The sequence below is a fragment of the Natronobacillus azotifigens genome, from assembly GCF_026805325.1.
Taxonomy (GTDB): domain Bacteria; phylum Bacillota; class Bacilli; order Bacillales; family Amphibacillaceae; genus Natronobacillus; species Natronobacillus azotifigens.
Genome location: NZ_JAPRAT010000023.1, coordinates 38361 through 61716 on the forward strand (window position 1 = coordinate 38361; position 23356 = coordinate 61716).

The following is a 23356-nucleotide window of genomic DNA, read 5'->3' on the forward strand; positions in this document are numbered from 1 at the left end:
CCCGTATCGTATCAGGTACCTTTGTATTATTTAACCGCCCCGTCAGCAACCCCTTTGATGATATGCCTCTGAGCAAAGAAATAAATAACAATGACCGGAATTATTGCTATAGTAAGTCCTGCAAGAGCAAGGTGCCATTGTTTGGTGTATTGTCCAAAGAAATAAAACATTCTTAACGGAATGGTTGCATACTCCTGACTTAATACGAGTGAAGGGAGCAAATAGTCATTCCAAATCCAAATTACATTTAAGATCATCACAGTTATTGTAATCGGCTTTAGCATCGGAAAAATGATTTTCCAGAAGATCGTCCACCTTGACGCGCCGTCTATCATCGCAGCTTCATCAAGTGACACAGGGATTCCTTTAACCGCACCATGGTAGAGAAAGATCGATAAACTCGAGCCAAATCCTAAATACATAAACAGTAATCCATACGTATTTAACATGTCTATTCTACCAAAAATAGAGATTAGTGGAATCATAACCGATTGAAATGGAATCAACATTGCTGCAACAAAGACTAAGAAGATCACACCACTTAATCTGCTCTTATTCCGTGACAAGGCATAAGCGGCCATCGAGGAAAAAACGATAATCAACAAGATACTGCCCACCGATATAATAAGGGAATTTGTTAAGGCGTTTATAAAATCAAGATCAATAAAAGCTTGCTTAAAATTATCAAACATGAATGTTTCAGGAAAAGCTAATACACTATTAAAAATTTCAAAGTTAGATTTGAACGCATTTACAAGCATTAAGTAAAAGGGAGATAACCATAGTAAAGCTAACAGTATGCCTACTAAGCTGAACAAAAATTTCGAGCGATGCTTTTGTTTAAACATTATAATTCTACCTCCCGTTTCTTATTGACGTAAACTTGTGTCAATGCTACAACGGCAACAAGGATAAAAAAGATGACGGCTTTTGATTGCGCATATGCCATTTCATATCTGAAAAAAGCAGTTTTGTATATTTCCATAGCTAACATCTCTGTTGAACCGAATGGTCCTCCATTAGTTAAAGCTAAGTTTTGATCGTATAGTTTAAACGCGTTTGATAAAGTTAGAAATAAACTAATTGTAAAAGCAGGAGCTACTAAAGGGAATTTCACCCGCCAGAAACGCTGGAATATATTAGCTCCATCAATCTCAGCGGCTTCCACTAACTCTTCTGGTACACTTTGTAAATATGAAATGTAAATGACCATGATGTAACCTGCATACTGCCAAACATTTAATATAACTAATCCCCAAAAACCCGTTTCTGGAGTAGATAACCACCCCTGTAAAAATGGTAAATTCAACAGTCGTCCAACGGCATCAAAGCCACTAATGAAGATGAACTGCCAAATGAAACCTAAAATCAACCCACCGATTAAATTTGGCATAAAGAAAATCGTTCTTAATCCATTACTAATTTTTATTTTTTGGGTAACCAACACAGCGAGACCTAAACCAAGTATGTTAACCAAAATAATGGAGGCTATTGCGAATTTAATGGTAAACTCGATCGAATCTTTAAATCTGCTATCTTGGAATGCTGCAATATAATTTTCTAAACCTAAAAATGTGGTTGCAGTAAGACCGTTCCAATCAGTAAACGAATAATAAAATCCATAGAAGAAAGGGAAAAACACAACTACTGTTAACGCAAATAAGGCCGGAAGCACGAAAAGCCAAAAAGAGATTTCTTTATTACGCATGAGCTGACCCTCCAATTTGTGGAACAAAGCGACTAACAATCAGACCTATTGTTTGTTAGTCACTTTGTCGATATCACTATTGTCTTGAGTTCTCCCAGTTTTCCTTAGCTGCCTCTAATACCTCATCCCATGAGGTATGATCAGATAAGTATTTTTGGAATTCCGTTCCGAGTACATCTTCGTTCCATCCTACTGGTGTTGCAGTAAACGTCCAGCCAATTGTTTGGCCGGCAACAGAATACTTATAGACATCTTGCGAGAGTGGATCTGCTATTCTATCGGCATCATAACCGTCGTAAGCTGGTATGAATTTAAACTCATCTAACACAAAATCTTTTCCTGTGTCCGAGGTATACATCCAGTCCAAAAAGTCTTTCGCAGCTTGGATTTGTTCATCGGAACTATTTTGGTTAACAACCCAATATTGAGGTACACCAACAGGGAGATGGTCTTCAAATTCGCCTTCAAATGGCATAGGGATCATCCCGATTCCGTTTGAAGCAAAATTCTCATCCATTTGTTGCACGGTTGGATAGATCCAGTTTCCTTGTTGAATAACCGCAACTTTTCCAGTGGAGAACAATTGCTCGACTTGCATGGAATAATCAAGGCTAAGGACTGGTTGAACAGAATATTTATTTTGAATATCTAACATTCTCTTCATCTGATCACTATATTTAAAAGAAATAGAATCCGCCTCAAAAGCTGTTAAAATATTATTATCGAATTCTGGTGCGATATAATGATTAGCTAAGTGATTTCCCAACACCCATAACTCTGATGCAGGTAAGGCAAGAACAGCATCAAGTCCTAACTCATCCTTTTTCTCATCGATTTTAGTAAAGGCTTCTTCAAGTGCCTCGAAAGTGGTTAATGTTGTAGCATCAATACCGACTTGTTCAAAAATCTCTTTATTATAAATTAGTCCGTAACCTTCCTGGGCAAAAGGCAAACCATAAACTGCACCATTTTCTTCAACACCATTAAGTGTTCCATCAAGTGCTAACGAAGCGGCATTTGTGTCGGAAAGGTCTGTTAAATACTCTCGATATTCCTCTAATTCAGTTGGTCCTCCAATATTAAAGATTACTGGTTCGTTGCCAGAAGCCATCTGTGATTTAAGAGAAGCAGCATAGTCATTACCACCACCAACGGTCTGTACACTGAATTGAACATTCTCATTTTCCTCCATATACAAACGAATTAGTTCTTCGAATTGATCCCTAAATTCAACTTTGAATTGATAGATATCTACTTCAACATTAGAAGCGTTCCCGTTCGAATCAGTATTGCCAGCATTCGCTCCGCCGTTGTCAGAACTGTTACTTTCGTTAACCACGTCAGAGGCACAACCAGTCATTAAGAATACAAAAGTAATTAAACCTGCTAAAGCTAACACTACCCGTCTTTTCATTTTCACCACTCCTGTTTCATGAGATTTTTGATTAAGGCAATCGCTCTATAGGGAGAGAAGGCATTTTCCTATCCGTCTATTATTCATGGAAGGATTTTGAGTGTTTTTCTCAATAACGGAACTTAAAATGCAATCGATTGCACTAAAATCAACTAAATTATACCACCAAACATTTACATTGTAAACGCTTTCTTTTTTGTTTTATTTTGTCTGAAAAAAGATGAATTTGGTATTTGGGAGAAATGAAAACGGGGTTATTTCATAAATAGCAGTTATGCACGCGTTTGTAAGATTGTTGGCGGAGCGAGGGTATACATGTTTTTTTAGTGGAAGGTAACCGCGATATGTGAATGGTCAATAGCAATGATGTAGAGAAAACGAAATGCTCTTATGAATTGAATTTTTATTTTATACCTTTTTCAATTTTGAAAAATGTATAATTTGAGACATCGTTTGCATTTAGTGGAACTTCAATCAGTATGGGGTATACCTACAGATTGAAGCTTTATTTTATCCCGGAGCAACCGTCCGTAAGACGCCCACTTCAAAACAAAGAGAAAAGCAAGTTGTCTAAGTGGGAGTAACGAACGCTAACACCGCGAATGGTTCAAGGGCCTTTAGGTCATCCTTTAGGGCTAACAATCAGTGGGGGATACCTACCGATTGAAGTTTCACTTTATAAGGCATCAGTAATTTCTTTCCTCTTCTTCTTATCACTGTACATCAATTGATCTACATGGTGATAGAAATCCGAGTAATTCCTCCACGTTTCTTGGAGATAGAGGTCACTCCCAATTGCGACATCTAGTGGAATGCACAATTCTTGTTCCACTTGCTTTAAATGTTTTCGGATTGTTTGAATAACTTGTTTATAATGATCTTCACACGTGTTCGACGAAAGGACGGAAAATTCATCTCCTCCCATTCGATAACACTTACTTTTCCTATCGATCGTGTTTTTTATTGCATCATGTACTGCTTTAATGGCTTGGTCTCCTTTGGTGTGACCAAAGTAATCGTTAATATATTTAAGATTGTTTAAATCAAAAAGAATAAAGCGGAACGGATCTAGTGAAGTTTGTAAATGACTTTGTAGGTCTTGTTCATAAGCTGTTCGGTTCAATCCACCTGTCACGAGGTCCTTAAAAGCTAGTTTTTTTAATAGCTTTCTCTCCCTTGCTTGCTCCCTCGTAAAACTTATATAGTTGTAGCAGTCCCATAACATAAGCGTAAAGAACAATAGCAATCCAATTCGCAAGTATAAAGATAGTGAATGAAATTGTTCGGTGTAAAACTGAAATGTTTCAAAAAGAAGGGAGACAAGAATAATCAAAAAATAGTGAAACAGACGCTTGACATAGGTATTCTTATATTTAATCCACTCGACTAAAAGCAACGTCATTTCAATAAGAGCAATCAATACAATGGTAATTAAAAGATATTGTAAGGACTGAATAAATGGACTGATACCTAGTTGTTGTAAAATTAAGATTATCATCACTGCTAAAAAGTGAAATACAGCTGAAAACTGAAAAAGCACTTGATAGCGTTTAGTAATGGCTTCTTTAATATAAAGTGCTATTAGTCCACCCATTATAGGAATCATTAAGAAACTGATCGAACCAATCAAAAAAGGGTTTCCTGTAATAAATTGAAGTAGTCTTGCCTCTGATAATATCCAAAGACTAGCCGCTATAGCTGTTAATCCTATGTAGAGTACGCGGTTATCTGGAAATAGCTTGTTTGTAAAAGAAATTACAATACAAATCATACCAGCACTAAATAGAAGCAAAAATACAAAAAGACCTAACCATTCTTCGAAAAAAATACTAATGATCAGTCCATCTGATGTTCCGACTTTCACGTCGTTCATCAGACCAGAAAAATAGTCAGTTTCAGAAAGTAACTCAATGGCAAGTACATTCCCTTCACTATTATCAGGAAGATAAATGAGTTCCCATGTGCTTGTTAGTGGTTCGCGTAAAATACCAGAGCGATCATGTATCTTCTGGTGAATAACTTCTCCATTTAAAGAAACGGTCACATCTTGCATCTGTGATCGAACAAGGACATGGTCATAATTTTTAGGTAAATTAGGTAAAGTTCGTTCTGCTCGGAACATTGTGTTGCGGTCAAGATCTAAATCAGCAGGTAGATCAATAGACTGACCAGCTAGATTTTCTGTACTGATTTTCCAGTTATTATTTAGGGACACAACATCATCACCAAGTATTCGGTAGTCATGTTCGCTATGATGGATGAAACTAAGCATGCTAAGAGTAATAATGAAAAAAATGATAAATGTTAGAATGATTAATTGATCTTTAATTCGTTTTGTCATAATATAAGTCCTTTATCCTGGGGTAATGGTCCGTAAGATTCCACTTCTAAACAAACAGAAAATAACTCAAGTTTATTCAAGCAGGAGTAACGGACACTAGTACCCCGCATGGTTCAATTAACAATCAGTGGGGGAATAACCAAAACTTTCACTGATTGAAGTTTCACTTTATATAAGCATATTTTACCACGAACTAACATAGTATGTGCTATTTTTTTTGATAAAAAAGGAATTCCTCTTCCTTTATCCCGCAGCAACCGCCGTAAGACGCCCACTTCAAAACAACGAGAAAAGCAAGTGGTTTAAGTGGGAGTAAAGGGCGCTAGCACCCCGAATGGTTCATCTAACAATCAGTGGGGAAAAAACTAAAAAACACCCACTGATTGAAGTTTCACTTTATCACGAAAAAACTCAAGCCCTAAACGAGCTTGAGTTGCTACCATATATTTTTCTTGCCAACTGGTTGTGTTTTTTTGTATTCTTCATAAAAATGAGTAATGACTGTTTTTATAACCGCGTATGCTGGTACAGCAAAAATAAATCCGATAAAACCGAAAAGCGCTCCTGCAGCGAGGATAATTACGACAACAGTTAGTGGATGCACGCTTAGCACTCTTCCCATCACGTTTGGCTCGATGATGTTGCTTTCAATTTGTTGCGCAACAATCATTATTACAGCGGTCCAAACACCAACCATTGGGTCTTGAAAGAAACCAATTGCTACAGCGGGGATTGCGGATAACCAAGGACCGATATAGGGGATAAGGTTCATCACTAACGCGAAAACTGCAAGAACCAACGCATAATCAAGACCTACAATTAAATATCCAATTAACAACATAATCCCGACACTTAAACTAACGAGTGCCTGTCCTTGAATAAATGACCCAAGTGTATGGTTGACGCTTTTTAATAGTCGTCCTAAACTTTCTCCTTTCGATTCGCTGAAAAAACCTGTAAGATACGGAATGAACTTTTCTCTATCTTTGAGCATGAAAAATAGAAAGAAAGGGATTAGTACAAAAGAGAATAGAAAACTAAATACCGACCCGATAAACTGGAATATAGACGTAGCTACTTGTTCGGTATAGCCCCCCAAATTGTCGATAAAATTATCCAAAGCATTCTGTATACCTTCTGGAATAATATCGTTGCGATTTTGCCACATCGTAAATATATCCTCTAATGACTCCGCCATAGCTGGGACATTTTCCATTAAACTTTCAAACTGTCTTTGAATTACTGGAAAAATAAAATAGATACTAAAGAAGATAACCGCTATGAGGGTAAGAAAAACAATGATAATACCTAAAATACGAGGTACTTTTACTCGTTCAAGCAAACCAACAAGTGGATTGGTAATGTAATAGAGAAATCCGGCACCAATAATAGGTACGGCTAGAGAAGCGAGTACGGAGCCAATTGGCCGAAAAACGAACCCTGTTAAATGAAAGAGATAGATCAGTGTGAAAAATAACACCATAAATATAAGAAAGCGAAACCCTCTCTTCTCCGTCAAAATAACCATCCTTTCTAATAAGCTTATTAAATTAATCATTCCTTGTTTTTATCAAAAATAAACCAACTTCAAGAAAAAGATAAAATGGGTAAGAAAAGCAATGGGGAGAATGTTAGAAGGGTTCAATAGGAAAACAAAAAAAGCAAACGCATCTGCGTCTGCTAAATAAACATTATTCGTCAAAAAGACTTGTTACTTCTCCAGTCTCTGGATCGACGAGAAACCAATCATATGTTGCTGTGTGGGTATCGCCATTTTCGTGCGTCACTACCTCAAAAACTTGTACGCGATATCTACCATCGTCTGCTTCACCGTCATAGAAATAATTAAAGTCTACTCCACCAGTTTCTGCTTGGATATGATCTTTTACAAATTCAACAGAATTTTCTGGAGTTACTGTTGTATCAGTTTCTTGTTCTTCTGATGATGCATCGTCTGTATTTTGATCATCTGCTTGTTCCTCTTCATTATCATCAACTTGTTCTTGATCTTCAGCTTCATGATTTTGATCAATTTCGTCTTCGTTACTAGAGTGTTCCTTATTGCGTTCTGTTTCAGAGGTTGCTTTGTCACCTGCATCTGTAGCAGATTGACTCGGTGTCTCTTGGCATCCAACTAGAACGAGTAATATAGCTAGTAAGATTATCTTTATCATTTGTATGCACCTCTTTAGTAAACGTATTTATAAAGTAGTTCTTAATACTATTTTAACCATGTTGGGTGAGATAATCAATAAAGGAATGATTAAAATGTCGAATTTAGTAAGATGGTCGGATGACGTGGTGCAATATTTGATTTTTAAATTTTTTGGTATGGGAAAGTGTTGCCGGCAAAGCCATCTAGTTCCTCTATATCTTGTCGTTAAAAAGGTAGACGCGGGTATCGTCGATTCTTCCGTTTTCTGTTCTTTTTTCCTTTTCCACACCATAAGGTTATTAACAGAAAAGGTGGTGATAACATGCATGTGGCAGATAGTGTACTCAGTGTATCGATAGCAATAGGAACTACGATTGCCGCAGGTGGTCTTGTTACATACGCATTAAAAGGAATAAAAGAAGAAGAGGTACCAAAGATCAGTCTACTTACGGGGGCTTTTTTTGTCTCTTCTCTGCTAAACATTCCTATAGGTCCCACTTCTGTTCACCCACTTTTCGGCGGGTTTCTCGGTTTAGTTATTGGCAGGAGAGCACCGTTAGGTATATTTATCGGCCTCATCCTTCAAGCAACCCTGTTTCAACATGGAGGTTTGAGTACTTTAGGGGCAAATACATTGCTCATGTCAATTCCTGCCTTGTTTGTTTATTGGCTTGCTTCTCTTTTTCCTAATATCGCATCTTTTACGAAAGGTTTTTTGGCCGGATTCCTTGCTGTTTGTGGTGGGGTAATTTTATTAGTCTTTTTACTGCTTTTTTCGGATCATCGCTACGGTGAAGGCGCCTTTTCCGTTATGAACATTCTGCTCTTCGCCTATTTACCACTTGCTCTTTTAGAAGGTTTATTAACAGGTTTTTCGGTGAAATATTTGTATGCTGTTCGACCAAGTTTATTTAATAAGGAGGGCTAAGGTGGCGAGGGGACTATCAACATATGTTGGCTTTGCAATCGCATTGTTACTATTCTTTTTTGTTCAACCTGAGCAGATTCTGGCACATCGGATGATTGTTGAATTAATAGAACCCGGTACAATCGAGGTGCGTTATGATGATGGAACAAAATCAGGTATGGCATCTGTCACAGCCTTTGACAAAGAGGGGGTAATTTTGTTTCAAGAATATGTAGATGAAGATGGATATGTGTATTATGATGCTACGATTACTGTTCACCAAATTGTTGCTGACGATGGAATTGGTCATCGGGCCACATGGTCGGATGAGATCGAAAAAGAGCAATCAGATGTTCCGATCATAGTCAGAGCGCTATTGGGAGTGTCCATTTTGCTATGTATTGCTGCTTTTTTTTATTTTCGAAATGATAAGGAAAAACAAGAACAGGAGTGATTCATCTAATGAAAAAGGCATTTATATTCACTATTTTTATTTTGTTATTACTTATTCCCTCAAAAGTATTTGCCCACGAGTTATTTATCCAAGTAAAAGAGGATGAAGCTAGTAGCGAATTGCAAGTCGATGTAATGTGGGGGCATTTACGTGATTTCTTAGATCAAGCAAACTACGAAGATTATGAATTGTACGTGCGTTATCCGAACGGAGAAACAGAGCTGCTTGAACTTGAAAAAATCGGTGTTCAAGCAAGAGCTTTTGTGGATGCAGATGAAGAAGGGGAATATGTGTTTTGGGCAAATAGGATGCCGAGTACATATACTCCAGGAGGTGGAGAGACTAGGTTAAGCGTTCAAATGGCAAAAGCAACTCATCAAGTGGGTGGAGCAAACTTAACAGCAGATGAACCTATTGGTTTACTGTTAGAAATCGTTACAGAGGAGAGTTTAGCTGATTTTAAGACTGGTAAAGTAAAAGGAAGTGTTCTATTTGAAGGGGAAGCCATACCAGACGTAACGCTAAATGCTTATGGTCCAAAAGGGGAACACTTAGAAGGCGTTTCTGCTGAGGATGGTACTTTTGAATTTAACTTTCAGTCCAATGGAGAATGGTTGATGAAAGCAAGTGTTGAAACAGAAGAAGCTGGATCACTTGAAGGTGAAGAGTATGAATTAATAGGTCGTACTTCAACACTATTAGTTGATACTTCATCGTCTGCAGACGATAATCTAACTAGTACCAATTCCTTAACAATGGTTGCTGTTTTCGTCATCGGTTTGTTGCTAGGCACAGCGATAACGTTTGTTTGCGTAAAAAAGAAACAAGCAAAAAAATAGTGGGTTACTCTCCTTATATATTCAGGTGGTGATCGAAATGGCGAAATCACAAGGAGATATTCAGTCTGATTTAAAAGGAATAAAAGGATGGGCGCTCTCCTGGGAGGCAAGATCGAAATTAATTGCAGTGGTTCTCTTTATATTTGGTGTCGTTAGCTTGAGAACAACTTCGTTTGCATGCTTAGCATTTTTTATTGCAGTCCTAGGTGCTCTTTCTATGGGGGTATCGGTTATTTTATTATTGAAAAGGTATTTAATAATCCTGCCTTTTCTACTACTAATGACCATTCCGCTAATCTTGGGTGGTGGCTTCCCTGTAGAAGTTGGTAGGATTTTGTTTGCGGCACTTATCTTCATAAAGGCAATGACTTGTATGACAGTGATGACGATCTTGTTGCATACACAAACAGTGGATGATTTTATGGATAGCCTCGCTCATCTTAAGGTGCCTCCCATCATAATCACCATTCTGTTATTATCTTATCGTTATGTATTTTTGTTTTTTGATGACATTCAAAAAATGCAATTAGCTGCCAGATCTCGCTTTTTTTCAGGGGGTATTTCCGTTAGAAATATAAAAGTTTATGGACAACTTACCGGAGTTCTTTTGATTAAATCGTTAGATCGGGCTGAGCACGTTTATCACGCAATGACTGCGCGTTGTTTTACTGGCACGCTTAGGTATCGTGAAAAGCGCAATATAAATCGCTACGATATTGCGAAAACGTTTATTCCATTTCTGCTAATCCTTGCACTAATTACAATCGAGAGAACGTACATGTAAAGGCACTTTTTAGAGGGAGAGCCCTTAAAGTGCTTTTTTTGTATGATAGAAGTAGGGTATGCCGGCACCAAATAGAAATCAGTTTAACAAGGCAAAGCAGTCCGAAAAAGAGGTTGATTCGGCCAACAATGCGCCAGAACAAAGCAAAGTAGTCCGAAAAAAGAGTTGATTCGGCCAACAATGCTCCAGACCAAGGTAAAGTAGTCCGAAAAAGGGGTTGATTCGGACAACAATACTCCAGGCCAAAGCAAAGTAGTCCGAAAAAAGAGTTGATTCGGCCAACAATGCTCCAGAACAAGGCAAAGTAGTCCGAAAAAGGAGTTGATTCGGCCAACAATGCTCCAGAACAAAGCAAAGCAGTCCGAAAAGGGGTTGATTTGGCCAGCAGGTTCCCTTTATTGTTGCTTCAAGTAGGATATTTCTTAAATTAGAGCATATGACTAAGACCTAACAGTGTTTTTCATGTAAAATCTAAGTTAATAAATGGATGTGCGGGAGGGGCTGATTGGCTTTATGGACTCTTATTTAGAAATATATAAGAAACTATATGACTACTATGGACCGCAATCCTGGTGGCCGGCAAATACGGTATTCGAAATGATGGTCGGTGCGATTCTTGTACAGAATACTTCCTGGACAAATGTGGAGAAAGTAATTCAACAGTTGCGTCCCTATCTAACCCCAGAAAAGCTAGAACAGTTATCAGAAGTGGAATTAGCACAGTACATACGACCAAGTGGTTTTTTTCGAATCAAAGAAAAAAGGGTGCGTGCGCTTCTAGCATGGTATAGAAGATATGATTATGATCTGGATCAATTAAAAACCTATGATACCGAAACTTTACGTAATGAATTATTGAGTGTTCACGGGATTGGTCCAGAGACTGCGGATTCGATTTTACTTTATGCTTGTCATCGACCAGTATTTGTTGTGGATGCTTACACAAGGAGAATTTTAGCTCGTTTCGGCTATGATCTTCCTAAATCTTATGATGCATTTCGTGAGCACTTAGAAAAAGAATTGCCAAATGACGTGACCTTATTCAATGAGTTTCACGCGTTATTCGTAGAACATGCGAAGCGGCATTGTAAAGTAAAACCAATTTGTAAAGGTTGTCCATTAGAAACCAGCTGCGCACAACGAATAAAGAGGGAATGAGAACATAAGTTTAGCTCTGTGCGTATATATTCTTGTATATGGTGAGTGAGAAAATGGAGGGATATACGATCAAAGTAAAACAGACGAACGATTATGAATTGATTGCAAAACTAAATAAACCTGTCCATGATTTACATTGTGCGTTATATCCGGAGCGTTTTAATACGTACAACTTTGAAGAAATGCAAGTATTATTTAAAGAGCTAATGTATAATGACGCATTTATTTTTCTCGTAATTTATGATCAGGAGGAAGCGGTAGGTTACGCATGGATCGAAATTCGCAATTACCCAGAAAACCCTTTAATTAAAGGGTACCATTCTATTTATGTGCATCAATTAAGTGTTGTTGCATGGAAGCGAAAACAGGGATATGGAACAGAATTATTAAGATATATTGAAGAGCTCGCGAAGGAGAGAAACATTGATGTGGTGGAACTAGATTATTGGGTAGATAATTTGGTCGCGAGACACTTTTATCAGAAACACCATTTTACAAAGAAGCGTGAATTTGTCTATAAAAAAATAGACGGATACGCATGACTGTTCTTCAAAATTTGTGTTAAAGTAGTTGTATCATGTGAATAGCGAGGTGAATGGGTTTGAAAATAGCAACGATTGGAACAGGATTTATTGTCGATACTTTTCTAGCGGCTGTACAGGAACGAGAAGGAGTCACCTGTGAAGCAGTCTATTCCCGGCGAAAAGAAACCGCACAACCGTTAGCAGATAAGTATCAAGTGGGAAAGATCTATACCGATGTAGCAGATGTATATGAGGATGAAGCAATTGATGTTATCTATGTTGCCTCGCCAAATAGTTTGCATTATCAATACATGTTAGATGCGATTAAACACGGTAAGCATGTTATTTGTGAAAAACCTTTTACATCAAATGAAAAAGAAGCAGCGCAAATTATTGAATTAGCAAAAGAAAATCAAGTGATGTTGTTCGAAGCGATCACGACGATTCATTTGCCTAATTATCAATGGATGAAGAATAATCTTGAACAACTAGGCCAGATAAAGTTTGTGCAATGTAATTATAGTCAATTTTCAAGTAGATATAACAAATTATTGAGTGGTGAAACCCCTAATGTTTTTAATTTAAAGTTTTCTGGAGGTGCATTAGCTGATATTAACATTTACAATCTCCATTTTGTTTTAAACATGTTTGGAAAACCTGATTCTGTTAATTATACAGCCAATAAACACGAAAACGGGATTGATACTTCAGGTGTTGTAGTGATGAAATACCCTGAGTTTATTGCAGAATGTGTAGGAAGCAAAGATGCTGATGGGTTGAACTTTGTTGTCATTCAAGGAGAAAAAGGGTATCTCCATGTAGTGGGTGGAGCAAATGGTTGTCGTGAGGTTGTGCTTCATATCAATGGTCAAGAAAAGAGTGTGAACATGCAACTAAATGACAACTTGTTGTATTATGAGTTAGGTGAGTTTCAAGCGATTTACGAATCAAAGGATTATCAACAATGTTATGAATTGCTAGAACATACAAGGTCTGTAATGAATGTTTTTGAAACAGCGAGAATGTCAGCGGATATAATTTACGAAGCTGATCACAAGTGAAAAAAACCGTGAATGTAATTTTTCATTCACGGTTTTTCAGTTTTTCAAGTACGTTGGCTACTCCCTCTTCGTCATTACTCGAAGTGACTTCATCCGCAATTTCTTTAAGTTCATCGACAGCGTTCCCCATCGCAACAGCATAACCGCATGCTTGAAACAAACCTAAATCATTATAATCATCGCCAAAACAAAGGACGTCATCAAAGTCGAGTTGATGAGTTTTCAATAGATGTGCAATGGCTTGTTCTTTGGATGCTTCTTTCGCCATGATTTGAGTAAGTCGACCTTGGTCCGTCACGATAACATTTAGTTCATTTTGATACGTTGTGACGAGTTGATTTGCAAACGGAAAATCGGTTAACAAAATCTTGGTGCAATCTTGTGAAGACACGTGTTCTTGTTCTATCACAACAGGATTGTGGTCTACATGCATGAATTCTCGGTAGTCTAAAGGCTTAAAGCTAAACCAGTGGTCTTTGATTTCAACACTTAAATTGGCCTCTGGATCTAATTCATTACAATAATCGATCACTTTTTGGGCTGTCCTATGTGGGATGCCGAAGTGAATTTGTTTTTTGGTGAGAGCGCAATCAAATAAAGCGCCATTATAAAAAATGAGTGTACCTAGTGTAGTCAAATCAATTCCTTTAAAAACGGTTACCCTCGGAGGGCGTGCTGTAGCAAAGACCAATTGAACTCCTTTTTCTTTCAGTTCAGTTAATAATTTGACTGTTCGTCCAGATACGTTCTTATTTGAATCCAATAATGTCCCATCTAAATCTAAGACAATCATTTTTGGCAACGTCATAGGGATGCTCCTTTGATTATTTACTTAATTACTATATATTAACATAGAATGCTTTGTTTAGGGATGATGGAAATACCTATACTAATTTCACTTTTATAATAGAAGGTTTTCGGGTATAGAGAAAAATACATCCGTTTTTCATATTTTAGTCATATAATAAGATTTCGGAAAATATGGTTAACATATATTGGATCTGTTGTTTTATTATGCTAAGCTAGAAAAAGAAAAACCAATTAATGAGGAAGACTTTAAATACTTCGTTATTTATTTGTCAATCTTGTCTGAAGGGTTAAAGCGCTCGCGATTTCAGATCATTAATAGATAGAAAATACAGGGAGAATAGCTCGCCAAGTTCATGTCGAGAGGGGATTGTTATGTTAGTGCCTAATAAGTTAAAGCCAGGTGATGTCATTCGGATTGTAGCACCAAGTAGAAGTGCGAATATTTTGTCCAAGGTAGTTATTTTACAGGCAACAAAGACACTAGAATCATTAGGGTTTGTGTTAACTTTTGGTCAGCATATTTTCAAGTCAGATTTACAACACTCAACCTCGATAGAAAATCGAGTGAAAGATTTACATGATGCGTTTCGTGATCCAGATGTAAAAGGAATTATTACTGTCATTGGAGGATATAACAGCAATGAATTGCTTCCATACTTGGATTATGATTTGATTGCGAAAAACCCGAAAGTATTTTGTGGCTATAGCGACATTACAGCAATTGCAACAGCCATTACAGAAAAGACGGGACTGATCACCTATTCCGGACCAAGTTTTTCGAGTTTTGCTATGGAAAAGGAGCAAGTGTATCAATCGGAATGCTTTTCCAATTGTGTAATGCAAGAGAAAAAATACACCTTACCTCCATCCAAACGTTGGAGTGATGATCAATGGTACATTGAACAGGACTATCGTCGCTTCCGTGATACAGAATGGAAAGTGTATAACGAAGGTTCTGCGGAGGGAGCAGTTTATGGTGGTAACTTGTGTACGTTAAATTTATTACAAGGAACACCATATCTAGGATCGCTTGAGGATGTTATTTTGTTTGTGGAAGATGATGAATTATCTTCTCCAGAAATCTTTTCGCGCGATTTAACTTCTCTGCTACAATACTGCGGTACGATTAAAGGCTTAGTAGTTGGTCGTTTCCAAGATGAGTCAAGGATGACTCAGGAACAGCTAGAATTTATCTTAGCGAAACACCCTATCTTGAGAAAAGTTCCGGTTATGTATGATGTTGATTTTGGCCACACGCAACCAATATGCACATTCCCGATCGGTGGTAGTGTAGAAATACGCACCGATAAAAAAACCATTACCTTTACAGAATTTTAATTTCATAGCAAAGGGCAGGTGAAGTGTTCCGCGATAAATATTTTATCCCGGAGCAACCGTCCGTAACACTCCCACTTCAAAACAACGAGAATTTCAAGTTGTTTAAGTGGGAGAATAGCTAAAAACCCCCATTGATTAAAGTTTCATTTTATCACCGTAGGGGCTGATGGTTGCTTTCCAACAAGTAAAACGACAGATGACCATTCATGGTCATCTGTCGTTTTACTTGTTGGAAAGTGTCACGCTATAGCGTGGCGTGACAAGCAGTAGCTTTGTCACCATCAGCCCTTTACAAAATATAGCTTCTTATTTCTTTAAAGACCGGGTAGTTTCCCTTGTTTATCTTATGTATTTGCTAGACGTTAGAATGAAAATAGTGTAAAATAAAACAAACAAATAAAAGAAAGGTTTGTTTATAAGTAGATGAAAAGTGAATTTAGTTTAGAATTATCGGATTATAAAAAGGGATACTATGTAGAAGGTGAGAAATTCACTTGTTTATATTGCGAGACGGTATTTGAGCAAGGAGTCATTTATCCGGCTGACCAGCATTATCAAACTGCGGAAAGAGCAATCAAGCAGCATATCGTTTCAGAGCATGGAGGCCAAATTCAACCATTACTTCAATTAGATAAGCGAAGCACGGGGTTGTCTGATCATCAAATGCAATTGCTTCGTTTGTTTGCAGAGGGATTGTCGGACAAAGATATAGCCAAACGGTTAGAGTTGTCGGTCTCGACGATACGTAACCATCGCTTTAAGTTTAGGGAGAAAGAAAGGCAAGCAAAAATCTTTTTAGCGATGATGGAACTTATGGATACACCAAATGATTTTATTCCAGTTCACAAGGGGGCACGAATGGTGGATGATCGTTATGCGATTACACAAGAAGAAAAAGATAAAGTAATAAAAACGTATTTCAATGAAGCGGGTCGTGTAGACCAGTTTCCAAGCAAAGAAAAACGCAAAATAATTATTTTGCAAGAAGTGATCAAAAAGTTTGATCACTCAAGAAATTATCAAGAACAAGAAGTGAATGCCATTTTACAAAGCATTTTCGACGATCATGTTACGGTGCGACGATATTTGATCGAATATGGATTTATGGACCGAAGCAAAGATGGTCAATCTTATTGGGTGAAAGGGTAAATTTTGAATGCCAATTGTGTAACTTGTGTCATCAAACCGCACCTCAACAGAGACTTTAGCTATAATAGGGTAAAGTCTCTTGAAAATAGAAATACATAGAAAGGGTGGTTCCAATCGACAAAATAAAAAATGTATCAATCGAACTTCCTGCTAGAATCATTGTCATCTCGGATATTCATGGGGAGTTGCCATTGTTACAAAAGCTTTTGAAGAAAGTAGCGTATAAGCCAGAAGATTATTTGATCATAAATGGAGACATGATTGAAAAAGGAGAAGATAGCAGTGGTGTGCTTCGTTATGTAATGAAGCATCTAGCTAATCAAGATCGCGTTTTCGTCACAGAAGGGAATTGTGAAATACTTCTCGATGCTCTATTGGAAGAGAATCCGAAGTTTGTAGATTATGTTCGGATGCGAAAACAATCGATTTTTCGTGAATGGCTGAATCAGATCCATTTTACATTGACCGAACAAACTACAGTACAACAAATAAAAGACACATTGACAGATCATTTTCCAAAGGAAATAGATTTCTTGTTGAATTTACCGACTATTATTGAAATGGATGACTATTTATTTGTTCATGCCGGTTTAGAAGATCGGAAAGACTGGCAGAACACGGATCGCGGAATTGCAACTACCCAACCAGAATTCTTAACCAAAATTCATCAAGCAGATAAATTTGTTGTTGTTGGTCATTGGCCAGTTGCGAATTATTGTATCGATCAGGAATGTAATAATCCCATCATTGATCACGAGAAGAAAATAATTGCGATTGATGGTGGCAATGTGATGAAATCGTCTGGGCAACTAAATGCTCTTCTTATCGATATAACAGAATATAAGTCCCGCTTTTCCTATACTTCTGTTGATTATTTACCGCTTGCGAAAGTTAGTCAAAATTATCAACCAGATAAAATGATGCAAGGTCTCGTTAATTATCCTAGTTATCGATTATTTCCGATGGAAAAGGGAGAGCATTTTACGAAGTGTTTAAAGGAAGATAAGAAAACATCTATTTACGTAAAAAATGAGTACATCAAAGAAGCGGATGATGGTTCTTTTTTGGCAAAAGATGATCTTTCCTGTTACCAATTAGAGGTGTTAGAAGGGGATGAAGTTTCTGTGGTCGATGATTCTTGTTCTGGTTATACGTTAGTGAAAAAAGACGGCTATGTGGGGTGGATACCGAAAAAATGTTTAACCGATATGGTAAGATAGTGATATACATGCGAAAAATGATTATGGAGTGGATAGATATTAAAAAGATCTACACACCATGTGCCTGCTAGGGGACGAATGCCCTTGCCAGTGATTGAAGAAAAACACTTACTAGTGGAAGGTGGTTAACAACCGTCTTACAGTGGTCGCCACAATATAACAAAAGCGATCGTGGTTCGGATTTAGGGATGAAAAGCCTTAATGAAGCTGGAACTAGAAGTAATCGCGGATTAGCTCTCTGCGGTGAATCTATCCCTTTTCTTCAAAAGCCTGGAGCTATTTTTTAGAAAAACAAAACGGAACCCTTTCTTTCAAGATGAAATACGATCTTGGAGGAATGGCGCATGGGAAGAAAACAAGAAAATACAGCTTTTCAATGTGAGCAATGTGGAGCCTCGGTTCAAGCCTTGACAAATGGAAGTTTCAGAAATCACTGTCCATATTGTTTATACTCAAAGCATTTAGATGATAAACCTGGAGATCGATCGAGTGATTGTCAAGGGTTAATGATACCGATCGATCTTTGTTACTCAAGCAATAAAGGTTATCAACTAATGCATCAATGTAAACGTTGTGGAAAAATCGTCAAAAACAAAGTCGCCGAGAATACGGTGCAAGAAGATCAACTGATCCCTTTTTTGAAAAAAACGCATGTATAAAGTGGAATTGCAATTAGTGGGGGAAATCCTTCACTAATTGTTAGCCCTAAAGCCTCTTGAAACCTTGGGGATGGAAGCGCGATTTACTCGGTGTTTTGAAGTGGGAGTCTTACGGGCGGTTGCTCCTGGATAAAAAGTAAAAATAGGAGAGGCTTTTTTGTCTCTTCTCAATTTAGGTGGTTGAGTAGTATGACAATAAAAATAATGAAACCAAATGTATCTAGTGAATTGGAAAGCGTGGATTTCTGGGGAGTATATGACCCAGCAGATCCTTATATTGAAGAAGTTGTGATCGAGGATTGCACCATTTCAGATTTGGATGCAGAAGGAATAGAATTTATGGATGTTATTTTTCGAAATGTCCGATTTGAAGATGTTGCGATCAATAAAATGTATGCAAGAGATGTCCTTTTTGAAAAATGTGATCTTTCCAATGCGCGATTGGAAGAAGTGACGATGCAACGGGTCGCGTTTGATCATTGTCAAATGACGGGTGTCATGATGGCGGACAGTCGATTGAACCAAGTAACTTTTTCTAATTGCAATTTGCAGTTAGCATCTTTTGGTTACAGCAATCAGAAATTTGTTCGGTATGAATCGTGTTTAGTGAAACAAACCGATTTTTATGAAAACACATGGAAAAAAGTATTGTTTGAACAATGTGAACTGACGGGGGCAAATTTGGCTCAGACACAACTAAAAGATATTGATATTAGTAGCTCAACCTTTGAGGAGATCACGGTGGGAATAGAAGATCTAAGAGGTTGTATTGTTAATGAAGAGCAGGCAAAGGCGTTTGCACGATTGTTGGGGTTGGTAGTGAAAGATCCTGATTTTACTGGTCCTAATAATCGATAAAAAGGAGGCAGTAAAGGTAATGAAACTCATCTGTCAATCTGCTCAAATGGAAGATTATTTGCTAGAAACGCCCGAAGTGGACTATAGTCATCCTCTTGTTGTGGAAACCGCAAAAAAGCTTTTTCAACTAGAGCATTCACAATTAGAAAAAATCGAGTGTGCGTTCACCTATGTGCGAGATCAAATACTCCATTCCTTGGATATTCAAGACAAACGCGTTACTTGTAGTGCTTCCGATGTGCTACAACATCGGTCAGGTATTTGTTATGCGAAATCTAATCTGCTAGCTGCCTTGTTGCGAAAAGAAGGGATCCCAACAGGTTTTTGCTATCAACGACTGATTTTGTTTGAACAATCAGAAATACAGTATTGCATCCACGCCTTAAATGCGGTTTACCTTGCTGAAGCAAACAGATGGGTTCGTCTTGACGCAAGAGGAAACAAACCAGGAATCGATGCGCAATTTTCTCCGTCAAAAGAACAATTAGCATTTAGTGTACAAGAAAATAAAGGGGAAGTGGATTATCCACACATCTACACCGCGCCTCATCCAGCAACGATTGACGTGTTGAGAAAACATAATGATTCACTATACATGTATCGCAATGCATTGCCAGAATATATTTAGTGAAAAATGAAAACCCTCACCAGTTGATTTTGGTGAGGGTTTTCCTAATAAAAGGATGAAAAACAGAATTTATGTTAGTTCGATTTCTTTGTCCCTTTGTTATTTGTTACCAACCACAGTGAAGGAAGGACGGTTAAGGTGATTACTAAGCAGATGAGTAAGCCTAATGATACGGTTATTCCCAATTGCGCCATTCCTGGATGATTGATGAATATCAAACTACCGAAACCAATCGATGTTGTTAACGTAGACAATATAATTGCTTTTCCTGTTGTCATCAGAACGTAACCAACACTTTTGTTAGCTCTTGTTTGTAAGCGGTGCAATAGATGGATGCTGCTATCAATACCTATACCGATTAACAACGGAAATCCGGCGATACTAAGAATATTTAATTCTTGACCTAACATAGGTAATAATCCAATCGTGACGTACAATGTCAGCAATAAAGGGACAACAGAGATTATCATTAATTTGAATGATCGGAAAATGCATAATAAAAACAATCCTATTATCAACATGCACAAAAGAGAAATAAATAGAATGTCGTTTTGTGCAAGCTGAACAATTTCATTCATGATAGAAGCCATACCGACTGGATGATTGCCGGATGTATCGTGTATGGCTGAAGCAATCCGCTGATAATTTGTTTCGTCGTATATATTAACAGATGGGATTAATTCAGCTAATAACATTCCGTCTTTCCCAACAAAGTTAGCAATCAAATGGTCAGGTAGATCATCGATTTGCATTTCTTGTGCTGGAAACAAGTCGTCATCTGTGTAGCCTACTTGTTTCATTACGTGATTGAGCTTGTGAATGATTTCAAGTTTCTTTTCTTGCTGTTCAGGTAGATAATCATAGATAGAGAGCACCTCTTCGACATCATCCCTGCTTTTTAATGTTTGTAATCGTTCGTCTGTTGTTGCATCCTCATCAACCATAAAAGTTAGTGTATTCGTATTGTAATCAAATTCATCTTCGACAAGATCCGCCCAGGCTCTGCTGTCAATATCTTCTGGATAGACTGCATCTAGGTTGCCAATAACAGTTATATCCCTAACAGTAGAAAAGAAAAGAGGCAACAATAATAAAGCAACAAGGATAACAACGAGTGATCGCTTCTCCAAGAATCTACCGATTATATCCAAAAAAGTGAAGCGGATTTTCTTTTTGTTTTTGAAGGGTTTATTCTTTTCAACAAGCATAATAAATGCGGGGACAAGAATAATCATCGCTACACATAAGAGGATGATACCAATACTTGAAATCACTCCCATCTGTTCGAAAGCATTAAATTGGGCGAAAATGAATGTGAAGAAAGCTGTACTGGTCGTTAGTGCACCAATAATAATGCTATTTCCCGTTCCGTTCATTGCGGTTTCGATTGCGTGAATGGTAGATTGACCTTGTTCGCGTTCTTCTAAATATCTAGACAATAAATGAATAGAAAAGTCGATACCTAACCCTACTAACAAAAGTGCAAAACTAACAGAAAAAAGATTGATAGCACCATAAAGTAAATACGCAACAGCTGCGGTCGTTAGTGCCCCAAGCAATAAAGGATAAATGACCGTTGTTAATAACAATACTTTTCGAAAAGAGATCATAATTAGTCCGACTATGAGCAAGATCGTAATGAAAAATGTCCCGAAAAAACCATCAAGCGCTACTCGATCTGCTTCAATATCTTGAATGAAAGCTCCTCCTGTCAATCCAGCTTCGATCTTTTGATAATCTGATTTTTCTAGTAGTTCATCAATAGATGCGCGCACATCATCGTAGATTCGCTCTCTCGTTTCAAGAAAATCGGTATTATCAATGTAAAAGCGCATCATCATTAAAAAGACGTTTTCCGCTTCATTACTCATGTATTCAACGGTGTCGTGGCTACTAGAGGTTTGTTCTTCTTGTATGGTAGTAAGTAGCTCTGTGAGTTGCTCGGTATTTTGATCATCTATTGCCATTTCCAATTCCTCAAACAATGAGATGTCTAGATATAGCGGACCAAATGCATTCAGTTCACTGACGTCTACTTTGTATAAAAAGTCACCTTCAACACCATTAGCTACAAGTTCTTGTTCTAACTCTGTTAAAAATGCTTTGCTCGTCTCCGCTTCTCCCTTTACTACAACAATGCCGCTTTCTTGGGATTCAAAATATGTTTCGAACTCGGTAATGGCTTGAAAAGCTTCGCTATCTTCTGGCAGTAGTTCTTCCATATCTGAAGAAACCTGAAGATGCAAGGCTCCAATTATGGATAAGCAGAAGAGTAGTATACTAGTCAATAAAATCCTTTTATAATATTTAATAATATATTTTGATAAAACACTCATAAAGCACCCCACTGTAAAATATTGTTCATAATTGTTGTTAAGTGTTCTTTAGATGACGCTAAATCATAGTCTAACTCTCCTAATATCATACGTTCTAATAAATCATGGAGAGAAACGAGCATGAATTTTGCATAAAAATACGTATCAGGAATTTGAAAGATACCTTCTTGGTTCCCTCGGTCCAACCATGTTTGAATCTTTAACGTGAAACGTTCTTCATATTCTTTGTGTTGATCATCGTGTTGAAGAAACGCTAAAAAATGTTCATGATGAATAATTTGAAGTAATTTTTTATGTTTGATTGAAAAATCAACAGCCTTACTAATTAATGAACTCAACACTTCTTTCGTAACAGGAGCATTGCTTAACACGGTTAATTCTTGATCGAATACAAGCACGCTTTTTTCTACAAGCGTCCATGCGAGTTCTGCTTTGCTGTCAAAATAGAGATAGAAGGTACCTTTTGCGACATTTGCTTTCGTCGTTATGTCACGCACAGAAATTTTGTTGATTGTATTATCTAACAATAATTGTTCTGCTGATTGGATAATCTTCTTCTTTGTTTGTTGTGCTTTTTCACTTTTTGTTTTTTTCACTGACGACACACCTTTGCGCGCATTTTTAGAAAACTGAACGTTCGTTATATGTTAATTGTAAATAATGGTTTTTTAGATTACAATATACAGTTTTAGTGTTTTGGTCAGTTTTTCCGAACTGCTAATGAGGGAAAACTACGCGGTCCTTTTAAAAAAATAAGAAGCTATATTTTGTAAGGGTCTGATGGTGACAAGCAACCATCAGACCCTACTGTTATACTAAAAAATCTGTTGCATCTATTTATCCCGGAGCAACCGTCCGTAAGACTCCCACTTCAAAACAACGAGAAAAGCAAGTTGTTTAAGTGGGAGTAAAGAGTAACGGACGCTAGCACCCCGAATGGTTCAAAGTCCTTTAGGTCATCCTTTAGGGCTAACAATCAGTGGGGGAATAACTAAAACACCTAAAAATATCGC

The 23356-nt window shown here is 37.5% G+C and carries 22 protein-coding genes and 1 other annotated feature; of the genes, 13 read left to right on the forward strand and 9 right to left on the reverse strand.

Annotated elements, in window-relative coordinates; translation table 11 throughout:
- Positions 1 to 26 precede the first annotated feature (26 nt).
- The 6 genes from OWO01_RS11600 to OWO01_RS11625 form a co-directional block, all read right to left on the reverse strand.
- Positions 27 to 848 (reverse strand): carbohydrate ABC transporter permease, encoded by an 822-nt coding sequence (locus OWO01_RS11600; protein WP_268780620.1) that lies wholly within the window; start codon positions 846 to 848, stop codon positions 27 to 29.
- On the reverse strand, positions 848 to 1708 hold the full coding sequence (locus tag OWO01_RS11605; RefSeq protein ID WP_268780621.1) for a carbohydrate ABC transporter permease: 861 nt from the start codon (positions 1706 to 1708) through the stop codon (positions 848 to 850). The genes OWO01_RS11600 and OWO01_RS11605 overlap by 1 nt, the downstream gene beginning before the upstream one ends.
- Positions 1709 to 1784: 76 nt before the next feature.
- Positions 1785 to 3122 (reverse strand): ABC transporter substrate-binding protein, encoded by a 1338-nt coding sequence (locus OWO01_RS11610; RefSeq protein WP_268780622.1) that lies wholly within the window; start codon positions 3120 to 3122, stop codon positions 1785 to 1787.
- A 676-nt stretch (positions 3123 to 3798) separates the two neighbouring features.
- Positions 3799 to 5463, reverse strand: coding sequence for a diguanylate cyclase domain-containing protein (locus OWO01_RS11615; RefSeq protein WP_268780623.1), 1665 nt, complete (start codon positions 5461 to 5463; stop codon positions 3799 to 3801).
- Positions 5464 to 5899: 436 nt separating this feature from the next.
- The gene (locus OWO01_RS11620) at positions 5900 to 6991 is read right to left on the reverse strand and encodes an AI-2E family transporter (RefSeq protein WP_336284126.1); all 1092 of its coding nucleotides are present in this window, start codon (positions 6989 to 6991) and stop codon (positions 5900 to 5902) included.
- A gap of 163 nt (positions 6992 to 7154) precedes the next feature.
- Positions 7155 to 7637, reverse strand: a complete 483-nt coding sequence (locus OWO01_RS11625; RefSeq protein ID WP_268780625.1) for a hypothetical protein — start codon at positions 7635 to 7637, stop codon at positions 7155 to 7157.
- 279 nt (positions 7638 to 7916) lie between these two features.
- Here OWO01_RS11625 and OWO01_RS11630 point away from each other — a divergent pair, with 279 nt between their 5' ends.
- The 7 genes from OWO01_RS11630 (at position 7917) to OWO01_RS11660 (ending at position 13345) form a co-directional block, all read left to right on the forward strand.
- Positions 7917 to 8546: a CbiM family transporter gene (locus OWO01_RS11630; protein WP_268780647.1), complete on the forward strand. Its 630-nt coding sequence runs from the start codon at positions 7917 to 7919 to the stop codon at positions 8544 to 8546.
- A 1-nt stretch (position 8547) separates the two neighbouring features.
- A complete protein-coding gene (locus tag OWO01_RS11635; RefSeq protein ID WP_268780626.1) occupies positions 8548 to 8979 on the forward strand; it encodes a hypothetical protein in 432 nt (143 codons plus the stop codon).
- Between the two features lie 8 nt (positions 8980 to 8987).
- Positions 8988 to 9818: a DUF4198 domain-containing protein gene (locus OWO01_RS11640; protein ID WP_268780627.1), complete on the forward strand. Its 831-nt coding sequence runs from the start codon at positions 8988 to 8990 to the stop codon at positions 9816 to 9818.
- Between the two features lie 37 nt (positions 9819 to 9855).
- Complete coding sequence (gene cbiQ, locus OWO01_RS11645; protein ID WP_268780628.1) at positions 9856 to 10602, forward strand: cobalt ECF transporter T component CbiQ; 747 nt, start codon at positions 9856 to 9858, stop codon at positions 10600 to 10602.
- A gap of 513 nt (positions 10603 to 11115) precedes the next feature.
- Entirely contained in the window at positions 11116 to 11760 is a 645-nt protein-coding gene (locus tag OWO01_RS11650) for an endonuclease III domain-containing protein (RefSeq protein WP_268780629.1), read from the forward strand.
- Between the two features lie 53 nt (positions 11761 to 11813).
- Positions 11814 to 12302, forward strand: coding sequence for a GNAT family N-acetyltransferase (locus OWO01_RS11655; protein WP_268780630.1), 489 nt, complete (start codon positions 11814 to 11816; stop codon positions 12300 to 12302).
- Positions 12303 to 12361: 59 nt separating this feature from the next.
- The gene (locus tag OWO01_RS11660) at positions 12362 to 13345 is read left to right on the forward strand and encodes a Gfo/Idh/MocA family protein (protein WP_268780631.1); all 984 of its coding nucleotides are present in this window, start codon (positions 12362 to 12364) and stop codon (positions 13343 to 13345) included.
- Positions 13346 to 13367: 22 nt separating this feature from the next.
- Here the strand turns inward: OWO01_RS11660 and OWO01_RS11665 are convergent, their stop codons facing one another.
- Positions 13368 to 14153 (reverse strand): HAD family hydrolase, encoded by a 786-nt coding sequence (locus OWO01_RS11665; protein ID WP_268780632.1) that lies wholly within the window; start codon positions 14151 to 14153, stop codon positions 13368 to 13370.
- Between the two features lie 374 nt (positions 14154 to 14527).
- On the opposite strand from OWO01_RS11665, the gene OWO01_RS11670 reads away from it, so the two are divergent.
- The 6 genes from OWO01_RS11670 to OWO01_RS11695 all read left to right on the forward strand — a co-directional run bounded on the left by OWO01_RS11670 (position 14528) and on the right by OWO01_RS11695 (position 20007).
- Positions 14528 to 15493, forward strand: coding sequence for a S66 family peptidase (locus tag OWO01_RS11670; protein ID WP_268780633.1), 966 nt, complete (start codon positions 14528 to 14530; stop codon positions 15491 to 15493).
- Between the two features lie 423 nt (positions 15494 to 15916).
- Positions 15917 to 16642: a DUF2087 domain-containing protein gene (locus OWO01_RS11675; protein WP_268780634.1), complete on the forward strand. Its 726-nt coding sequence runs from the start codon at positions 15917 to 15919 to the stop codon at positions 16640 to 16642.
- Between the two features lie 113 nt (positions 16643 to 16755).
- On the forward strand, positions 16756 to 17862 hold the full coding sequence (locus OWO01_RS11680; protein ID WP_268780648.1) for a metallophosphoesterase: 1107 nt from the start codon (positions 16756 to 16758) through the stop codon (positions 17860 to 17862).
- Between the two features lie 89 nt (positions 17863 to 17951).
- Positions 17952 to 18127: a sequence feature (16S ribosomal RNA rRNA prediction is too short), on the forward strand.
- Between the two features lie 79 nt (positions 18128 to 18206).
- On the forward strand, positions 18207 to 18521 hold the full coding sequence (locus tag OWO01_RS11685; protein WP_268780635.1) for an RNHCP domain-containing protein: 315 nt from the start codon (positions 18207 to 18209) through the stop codon (positions 18519 to 18521).
- Positions 18522 to 18710: 189 nt separating this feature from the next.
- Positions 18711 to 19379, forward strand: coding sequence for a pentapeptide repeat-containing protein (locus tag OWO01_RS11690; RefSeq protein ID WP_268780636.1), 669 nt, complete (start codon positions 18711 to 18713; stop codon positions 19377 to 19379).
- A 19-nt stretch (positions 19380 to 19398) separates the two neighbouring features.
- Entirely contained in the window at positions 19399 to 20007 is a 609-nt protein-coding gene (locus OWO01_RS11695; protein ID WP_268780637.1) for a transglutaminase-like domain-containing protein, read from the forward strand.
- Positions 20008 to 20081: 74 nt separating this feature from the next.
- Here the strand turns inward: OWO01_RS11695 and OWO01_RS11700 are convergent, their stop codons facing one another.
- Together OWO01_RS11700 and OWO01_RS11705 are read right to left on the reverse strand one after the other, a co-directional pair.
- Positions 20082 to 22229, reverse strand: coding sequence for an efflux RND transporter permease subunit (locus OWO01_RS11700; protein WP_268780638.1), 2148 nt, complete (start codon positions 22227 to 22229; stop codon positions 20082 to 20084).
- A gap of 110 nt (positions 22230 to 22339) precedes the next feature.
- Entirely contained in the window at positions 22340 to 22939 is a 600-nt protein-coding gene (locus tag OWO01_RS11705) for a TetR/AcrR family transcriptional regulator (protein ID WP_268780639.1), read from the reverse strand.
- Positions 22940 to 23356 lie beyond the last annotated feature (417 nt).